At 68.0% G+C, this 7,323-nt stretch carries 6 protein-coding genes; 1 reads left to right on the forward strand and 5 read right to left on the reverse strand.

Annotated elements, in window-relative coordinates:
• Positions 1 to 79: 79 nt before the first annotated feature.
• Positions 80 to 3,514 carry a BTAD domain-containing putative transcriptional regulator gene (locus tag AB0L57_RS26445; protein ID WP_364967419.1) on the reverse strand — a complete coding sequence of 1,145 codons (3,435 nt, stop codon included), beginning with the start codon at positions 3,512 to 3,514 and terminating at the stop codon, positions 80 to 82.
• A 329-nt stretch (positions 3,515 to 3,843) separates the two neighbouring features.
• Between AB0L57_RS26445 and AB0L57_RS26450 the strand changes: the two genes are divergently transcribed.
• The gene (locus AB0L57_RS26450; RefSeq protein ID WP_364967422.1) at positions 3,844 to 4,713 is read left to right on the forward strand and encodes a 1,4-dihydroxy-2-naphthoate polyprenyltransferase; all 870 of its coding nucleotides are present in this window, start codon (positions 3,844 to 3,846) and stop codon (positions 4,711 to 4,713) included.
• A gap of 17 nt (positions 4,714 to 4,730) precedes the next feature.
• On the opposite strand, the gene AB0L57_RS26455 is transcribed toward AB0L57_RS26450, so the two are convergent.
• The 4 genes from AB0L57_RS26455 to AB0L57_RS26470 form a co-directional block, all read right to left on the reverse strand.
• Entirely contained in the window at positions 4,731 to 5,120 is a 390-nt protein-coding gene (locus tag AB0L57_RS26455; RefSeq protein WP_364967425.1) for a phage holin family protein, read from the reverse strand.
• Positions 5,121 to 5,292: 172 nt separating this feature from the next.
• Positions 5,293 to 5,877 (reverse strand): Clp protease N-terminal domain-containing protein, encoded by a 585-nt coding sequence (locus tag AB0L57_RS26460; protein ID WP_364967428.1) that lies wholly within the window; start codon positions 5,875 to 5,877, stop codon positions 5,293 to 5,295.
• A complete protein-coding gene (locus AB0L57_RS26465) occupies positions 5,877 to 6,098 on the reverse strand; it encodes a helix-turn-helix domain-containing protein (RefSeq protein ID WP_025353045.1) in 222 nt (73 codons plus the stop codon). Before AB0L57_RS26465 ends, AB0L57_RS26460 begins: the two co-directional genes overlap by 1 nt.
• Before the next feature lie 91 nt (positions 6,099 to 6,189).
• A complete protein-coding gene (locus tag AB0L57_RS26470) occupies positions 6,190 to 7,275 on the reverse strand; it encodes a PLP-dependent cysteine synthase family protein (protein WP_364967688.1) in 1,086 nt (361 codons plus the stop codon).
• Positions 7,276 to 7,323: the final 48 nt, after the last annotated feature.

The raw sequence follows: 7,323 nt of genomic DNA on the forward strand, positions 1-7,323 counted from the left end.
TCACGAAAGTGCCCGGCGGGCAGTCGTCTTCGCGGATCCGATCCGCACCGATACCACCGGCCACCGAGCCGGGACCAGACTATTCGCCGAGCAGGTGCTCGAGTTCCGGCAGCATCGCGAGGAACCGGGTCGCGGCGGTGTGCCGGCTCATTCCCGAAACGGTCTGCTGACCCGCTTCGATCACCTCGGCACCGACCCGCTCGGTCGCCGCACCCAGATGACGGCTCCAGCGCATCGACGAATAGTCCTGGCGCCCCACGACTTTCTGCGCTATCGCCAGCAACTCCGCACCGATCCGCGGACTCCGGCCGGTGTGGATCAGATAGGAGCCCAGCGCACCCGCCGCCCCGCCGATCTGCGGCAGATCGATGAACTGGGTCAGCCGGTCGGCGGCCGCCCGCACGATCTCGATCGGCAGGTCCGGAACCTCGTGCACGGCATCGTTGAGCATGTGGGCATCCAGCCCCGCCGACGCGATGATGATGTCGCCCGGCCCGGGGCCCGCGTTCGAAATCGGCCAGCCGAACAGCTCCAGACTGCGCCGGAAGGCACGCAGTCCACGCTCGACATGTCCCTCCGCCAGGTCCAGCTCGGCCAGTCCCGCGACCACCGCCGCCTTGCGATGGTTGGGCGCGCTCACCGGCTCGTCCATGCCGACACCGTCGTCCACGATGCCGAGCGCGTATTCCAGTTCCCGGCGTGCCTCGGTCAGCTGTCCGGTGCCGACCATCGAAATCGCGAGGAAGCTGGACAGTTCCACGCTCTCCTCGTAGCAGCGCAGCTCCTGCATCAGTTCCGCGGCGCGGCGGTAGTAGCCCACCGCCTCCTCGTAGCGCGCCGCCTGTGATGCCATCTGGCCCAGATGCTGACAGCACATCGCCGTACCCCAGATATCGCTTCCCTCGACGATCGCGAGAACCTGCTTGGCATCGCGAATCGAACCCTCCATGTAGCTGGCGTTCTCCCGCAGGTTCGCGCGGATCAACAGGGCCAGCGACCGGGTCAGATCGTCCTCGGCGTGGGTACCGGCCGCGAGTCGCCGCATCGATCGCCCCAGATCGATGGGCGAACACAGCAATTCGGCCAGGAAGCGCAGGGCGGGGCGCAGGTCGTCGCGGGCGAGCAGGCGCCGGGCGCGCATCCGGATTGTCGCAATGGGCCGCAGGCCGACCTCGGCGAATGCCAGATGCATCGTGAGGAAGACGTACGCCTGCATTTCGAGATCGGTCGCACCCGGCGTCCGAGGACCGGACGGTGGCGGCACCGCCACCACTCGCGGCGCCCAGTTCATCAACTCCATGTGCGCGCCGCGCATCACCCACAGCACGGCGATGGGCCCGAAAATCGAATAGACGGTGCGAGAATCGCCGTTGTCGATGGCATGGCGCAGTATCGACAGCAGATTGTCGAGTTCCGCGGCGACCGAAAGCACCGCCCGGACCTGCTCGGGTCCCTCATACTCGCACACCGCGTCGTAGACGAATTCCCGTGCCCAGCCGCACATCCGGTCCATCACCAGATCCGCCTCACCGGCGACGGCCAGCTGCTCCTCGCCGAATTCGCGGACCGTTTCCAGCATTCGGTAGCGAGTGTCGATCGCATCGTCGTCGGCCAGCACCGTCAGCAGTGATTGCCCCACCAGACCGTCCACCGCCGTGACCGCGTCGAGCACATCCGGCCCACCGGCCACGAATTCCGCGGCGCGCAAGGTGAACCCGTCCGGGAACCGGCACAGCCGCCGCAAGGCGATCTGCTGATCGGGCTCGAGCAGATTCCAGCTCCATTCGATCACCGCGTGCAGGGTGCGATGGCGTTCCGGTGAGCTGCGGTCCCCCGAACGCAGCAGGGCGAATCGATGGTCGAGCCGGGACTCGATCTCCTCGACACTCATCGCGCGCACGCGGGCGGCGGCCAATTCGATCGCCAGCGGCAAGCCGTCCAGGGTCCGGCACAGCCGCGCCACCACCTCCGGATCCAGCCGCGCCGAGGGCCGGACCGCGCGCGCCCGGCTGACGAACAATTCGGTCGCGGGAGATCCGTGCGCGTCGATGGCCAACGGCGGCAGGGGATATACCGTCTCCGCCGTGATCGCCAGCGGGGCCCGGCTGGTGGCGACCACGGTCAATTGCTCACAGCCGCCGACGAGATCGGCGACCACCTCGGCCACCGCATCGATGAGGTGTTCGCAGTTGTCCAGAATCAGCAGCATCGGACGCAGGGACAGGGCCTCGCGCAACCGGCGCCTGCCGTCGACGGTCTGATTGCGGCGCAGCACATTGGTCTCCCGCGTGTACTCGTTGACACCGAGTACCGCACCGATCGCATTCTCGACCTCGGCGCAGGTCATCGCCAGCCGCTCGGCCGCGGTGCCCTCGGAATCGGCACGCAGCGAGGCCAATTCGACGAGTGCGACCGGCTGCCGGCGCGCCACCCGCGCCCCGAGCTCGTTCGCCACCCGGGTCTTTCCGGTACCGCCCGGGCCGAGCACCGTCGTGACCCGGAACTCCTGAACGAGCTTGTCCAGCTCCCGCAGATCGTTCTCGCGGCCCAGCAGCGGATTCGGCGCCGCCCGCAGACCGAGGGCGGTGTTCGGCAGCGTCGCATCGGATTCGGCCCGGATGTCGACCGCGGGCACCAGCGCGTGCTGTGCGGAGGAGACCCGCTGTGCCCCGGACGGCACCGGGCGCGTCTGCGGTGCCTCCACCGTGTGATCGCCGCGCAGAATCGCGGTGTTCAGTGCCACCAGCGCGGGTCCCGGATCGGTACCGAGCTCCTCGCCGAGGCGGCTCCGCAGACCCGCGAAAACCTCGAGTGCCTCATTGGCGCGGCCATCGGTGGCGAGCAGTCGCATCAGGGTGGCATGGGCGGGCTCGTCGAGAGGTTCGGCCGCCGCGGACCGCCGTGCCACCCGCAACGCGCCGCCGATGTCCCCGGCCACCTCCCGCGCCGCCAGCTCCAGACCGTCCAGCGCCGATGCGCGGGCCGCGGCGAGCTCACCGACCTCGTCGGCGACCGGGCCGGGCGGCAGGTCGGCGCCCGGCTCCCCTCGCCACAGTCCGCGGGCACGCAGCACATGGTCGAGACAGCCGGCGCTGTCGCCACGATCGAGCCGTTGCCGCGCCTGCCGTTCCAGCGCGTGGGCCATGCTCAGATCGACCTGATCGGAGTCCATCAACAGCCGATAGCCGGCGGGGCCGATTTCCAGCGCCCCCTCCGGCAGCGCCGAACGCAGGCGTGAGACCTGTGTGTGCAGTGCGTTCATCGGGGCGCGCGGGGGCTGGTCGCCCCAGATGTCGTCGATCAGGGCCGGTGCGCTGCGGCTGCGTCCCGGCTGCACGGCCAGCGCGGCGACCAGTAATCGCGCTCGGGCGCCGGGCACCGCGACCAGATCCGCGTCCCGGCGCAGGGCGATCTCACCGAGGACGGCCACCCGGATCCCGGACAGCACCGAAGCCCGGCCGTCCGGTCGGGTGTGCGTGCCGGCATCCGCGGAGCCGCTGTGATCAGAAAACATGCCATCGCAATCGTAAGTGGCCGGTCGAGTGGTTTACGGGTGCAGTGAGCGCACCGCCATCCGGGAGTTTACTCCGATATATCGCAATATTCTTTCCGATTGCGAGCCCGCCGCACCGTCGCCCCTCCGTGGTGACACTGCGCTGCCGCCTCCGGGCCACCACCATCAGGCAGTGCCATTCGAGCCCAATGGTGAAGCCCTCCGTGGTGACACTGCGCTGCCGCCTCCGGGCCACCACCATTAGGCAGTGTCGTCCGAGCCCAATGGTGAAGCCCTCCGAGGTGACACTGCGCTGCCGCCTCCGGGCCACCACCATTAGGCTGCCGGACATGGCTAGTGCTGCACAATGGCTCGAAGGCGCCCGTCCGCGGACGTTGCCCAATGCGATCGCCCCGGTCCTCGTCGGCACCGGCGCGGCCGCGTCGCTGGATGCCGCGGTGTGGTGGAAGGCGCTGCTGAGCCTGCTGGTCTCACTGGCCTTGATCATCGGCGTGAACTTCGCCAACGACTACTCCGACGGCATTCGCGGTACCGACGACGAACGAGTGGGCCCACTGCGCCTGGTCGGTTCGGGGCTGGCGAGCCCCGCCGCGGTGCGCGGTGCGGCGATCGCCTGCCTGGGGGTCGGCGCGATCTTCGGATTGATCCTGGTCGTCACCACCGCATGGTGGCTGTTGCTGATCGGCGCCGCCTGCCTGGCCGGCGCGTGGTTCTACACCGGCGGCAGTAAGCCGTACGGCTACAGCGGTTTCGGCGAGATCGCGGTATTCGTCTTCTTCGGTCTGGTCGCGGTGCTGGGCACCCAGTTCGTCCAGGCCGAGCGCATCGAGTGGGCCGGCCTGGTCGGCGCCGTCGCGGTCGGCGCCTTCTCCAGCGCGGTACTGGTCACCAACAATCTGCGCGATATCCCCACCGACTCGGTGACCGGAAAGACCACCCTCGCGGTGAAACTCGGCGACACCCGCACCCGCACTCTGCATCTGGTGCTGATGCTGGTGCCGTTCATCGCCTCGCTGGTACTCGTGGTGCGCACCCCGTGGGCACTGGCCGGACTGATCGCGATTCCGCTGGCCGTCCGGTCCAACGCCCCGGTGCGGGGCGGCGAGCAGGGGCCGGGCCTGATTCCTTCGCTCCGCGACACCGGCCTCGCCATGCTGGCCTGGTCGCTACTGACCGCGCTGGCGCTCAGCCTCGGCTGAGCCCGGCCCGGCCGGACTCAGTCCCGGCCGCCCTCCGGCACGAAGATCCCGAGCACCCAGTTCACCACCGTGACGATGAGCGCGCCGCCCAGCGCCGCCCAGAACCCGTCGATCCGCAGGCCGTAGTCGGTGGTCTCGGTGATCTTGGCGGTCAGCCACAGCATCAGCGCGTTGATCACCAGCAGGAACAGGCCCAGTGTCACGATCACCAGCGGTAGTGACAGCAATTTCACGATCGGCTTGATCAGCGCGTTGACCAGTCCGAAGACGACCGCGACACAGACCACGACCACAATCTTGCCGCCGGTACCGGAGTCGGGCGGGTCATGGAGTTCGATTCCGCCGATCCAAGCTGCGGCGAGCCAGATCGCGAGAGCGTTGATCGCCAGGCGAAGCACAAGAGCCATGCGGCAATGCTAACGGCGGGCGAGCCCTATTACCGGCCGGGCGAAGGCCGCCCGCTCGCGCGCGCCCGGCAGGCGCGACAGGCCGCACCGCCCCGGACCCGGCACGCCGCACCCTCGACGCGCGAGAGCGCCCTTCGAAGCGACACCGGGCTCCCGCCTGCCGACCTGCCCATCACGCGGCGCGATCGAGGATTTCATGGGTGGCGGTGCGCACCCGGTCCATCCCCTCGGTGCCGCCGAGCAGTTCCCGGGTCGTCGGATTGGCCGCGCGCAGGATACCGAGCAGCACATGCCCCGTCCGGATACCGTTGTCTCCGCGGGAAATCGCCTCGCGCAGCGACAGCTCCAGGGCCTTCTTGGCATCCTTGGAGAACGGGATGTGACCGAAGTTCATCGTGCCGCCCAACCGAAATCTGCTGCGGCCCTTCTCCACCGGCGTCGGCTCCTCGAACACGTCCTCACCGAAGGTGGATTGCACACTGTCCCGTACCGCGTCCAGATCGATGCCGATCGACTTCAGCGCGGCCGCGTCGTCCGCGCCGAGCGGTTCGTCCGCCTCCCCCACGATCAGACGGTCCCGCACTTCTTCGGCGGTAATTCCGTTGTCGGTCAGTATCTTCCGAATACCGTCATCCCGGCTGGACAGCACACCGAGCAGCAGGTGCTCGACATCGATCTGCGGCGAACGCAATTCGCGGGCTTCCTCCTGTGCTGCCACGATCGCATACCGCGCCGCCTTGGAAAATCGTTCGAACATCAGCGAATTCCGCCTCTCCGGTTGTACTTCTGATGCACTGCCTGCCGGCTCACCTCGAGCGCGTCGGCGATGGCTTGCCAGGACCAGCCCTGCTTGCGCGCATTGGCCACCTGAATCGCCTCCAACCGCTCGAGCAAGCGCCGCAGAGCCAATACCGCCCGCAGCCCGACCTGCGGGTCCGGACTTCCGGCGGCGGCTGCCAGCGTGGTTGCCTCACTCATGTACGTCAATTTACGTTGACATCCGGAGCGCGTCAATGAAAATTGACAATTCGCGATGTTCTCCGCGAGCGAAAGCTCGTGCGATGCGGAGTCAGCCCCGCCAGATACCGGTGTCGGTGAACTCCGCCAGAATGCCGTGCGCCGAGGTCAGATCCAGCCCCTGAGCGGCGACCCACTCGTCGTTGAAATACGTTCCCGCATAACGATCCCCACCGTCGCACAGCAGTGTCACCACACTGCCCTCCTGGCCGGCGGCGATCATCTCCGCGATCAGAGCGAAGGCGCCCCACAGATTGGTTCCGGTGGATCCCCCGACCCGACGCCCCAGCACCTCACCCGCATGCCGGCACGCGGCGATGGACGCGGCATCGGGCACCTCGATCATCCGATCGACCACCTGCCCCACGAACGACGGCTCGACCCGTGGTCGGCCGATCCCCTCGATCCGCGACGGCATACCCGTCTGATAATCCGCGTCACCGACCTCGTAGCCGCCGTAGAACGCGGAATTCTCCGGATCGACCACGGCCAGCCTGGTGGCATGGCGGCGATAGCGAATGTAGCGGCCGATGGTGGCGCTGGTGCCACCCGTCCCCGCGCCCACGACGATCCAGTCCGGAATCGGATGCGTCTCCAAAATCATTTGCTGATAGATGGATTCGGCGATGTTGTTGTTCCCGCGCCAGTCGGTGGCCCGCTCGGCGTAGGTGAACTGATCCATGTAGTGGCCGCCGCATTCGGCCGCCAGCCGGACCGCCTCGGTGTAGATGTCGGGCGCGCGCTCGACGAAATGACAGCGACCACCCTGCGCCTCGATCAGCGCGATCTTCTCCGGTGACGTCTTCGCCGGCACCACCGAGACGAAGTCCAGCCCCAGCAGCTTCGCGAAATACGCCTCGCTGATCGCCGTCGAACCCGACGACGCCTCCACGATCGTCGTGTCCTCACGCACCCAGCCGTTGCAGATCGCGTACAGGAACAGCGACCGGGCCAGCCGATGCTTCAGACTGCCGGTCGGATGGGTGGACTCGTCCTTCAGATACAGCCGCACACCCCACTCGGGGGGCAGCGGATAGCGCAACAGATGAGTATCCGCACTGCGCTGCGCATCGGCCTCGATCAGCCGCACCGCGTCATCGACCCACTCCCGCGAGACACTGCGATCGCAGTACCTCACAGCCGCGCCCTGCCGGACACCCGATCGGGCCGACGAGCCGCTACGCGA

The organism is Nocardia sp. NPDC052254 (assembly GCF_040679495.1).
Taxonomy (GTDB): domain Bacteria; phylum Actinomycetota; class Actinomycetes; order Mycobacteriales; family Mycobacteriaceae; genus Nocardia.

Bases quoted from the DNA above. Each gene is read 5' to 3' on its own strand.
- AB0L57_RS26445 (WP_364967419.1), bottom strand. From the start codon at position 3,514: ATGTTTTCTGATCACAGCGGCTCCGCGGATGCCGGCACGCACACCCGA.
- AB0L57_RS26450 (WP_364967422.1), top strand. From the start codon at position 3,844: ATGGCTAGTGCTGCACAATGGCTCGAAGGCGCCCGTCCGCGGACGTTG.
- AB0L57_RS26455 (WP_364967425.1), bottom strand. From the start codon at position 5,120: ATGGCTCTTGTGCTTCGCCTGGCGATCAACGCTCTCGCGATCTGGCTC.
- AB0L57_RS26460 (WP_364967428.1), bottom strand. From the start codon at position 5,877: ATGTTCGAACGATTTTCCAAGGCGGCGCGGTATGCGATCGTGGCAGCA.
- AB0L57_RS26465 (WP_025353045.1), bottom strand. From the start codon at position 6,098: ATGAGTGAGGCAACCACGCTGGCAGCCGCCGCCGGAAGTCCGGACCCG.